Annotated in this window: 2 protein-coding genes; both read left to right on the top strand. The window is 36.8% G+C overall.

Annotation, left to right across the window (positions count from 1 at the left end):
- Positions 1-81: 81 nt before the first annotated feature.
- The gene (locus tag ACTJIV_RS20310) at positions 82-462 is read left to right on the top strand and encodes a four helix bundle protein (RefSeq protein WP_440629267.1); all 381 of its coding nucleotides are present in this window, start codon (positions 82-84) and stop codon (positions 460-462) included.
- Positions 459-660 (top strand): hypothetical protein (locus tag ACTJIV_RS20305; protein ID WP_440629266.1); only part of this gene is annotated, 202 nt, incomplete at its 3' end. The genes ACTJIV_RS20310 and ACTJIV_RS20305, both read left to right, overlap by 4 nt.

Here is a 660-nt window from a genome sequence, read left to right as displayed (position 1 = left end):
AATGCAGGCAGACTGATTAAAGTAAAGGACGCAGACGGGAAAACACTACAGGAGAACCAGTACAACTACAAACACTAGTGAATGATGAATGAAGAATTAAAAATTAAAAATAAGAATGTGCTGAAAGACAGAAGTTTTGTTTTCAGTATTCATATCGTTGAGCAATACAAGAGGTTGACAGGATCTAAGGAGTTTGTGATGTCAAAACAACTGCTTCGCAGTGGAACAGCCATTGGCGCATTAATACGGGAAGCAGAGTTTGCCCAGAGTAAGGCAGATTTCATCAGTAAACTTTCCATTGCATTAAAAGAAGCAAACGAAACCTTTTACTGGCTGGAGCTCCTGCATCGGACTCATTATATAGATGCGGAATATTTTGAAGACTCATCCAGACGCACCCATGAGCTCATCAGCATGCTGGTGGCAAGTATTAAAACCTCAAAATTAAAACTTAACAAATGATCACAGATAATGGAAAAATAAAAATGATTAATGAAAAATCAGGGATAAAAATAAAAAGTGAAAAACTAAAAACGAAAAGTTATTTTTCACTTTTCACTCTTCTCTTTTCATTAACCATCTACGCGCAAACAACTCCCAGTACGACTGAGAACTACATCTATACCAAAAACTGTCTGGATGGGGACTGCACTAAAAAAT

The sequence above is a fragment of the Chryseobacterium sp. 22532 genome, from assembly GCF_052044665.1.
GTDB lineage: Bacteria > Bacteroidota > Bacteroidia > Flavobacteriales > Weeksellaceae > Chryseobacterium > Chryseobacterium lathyri.
The sequence above is the reverse complement of the archived record's forward strand: the minus strand, read 5'-3'. Positions and strand labels throughout refer to the sequence as shown.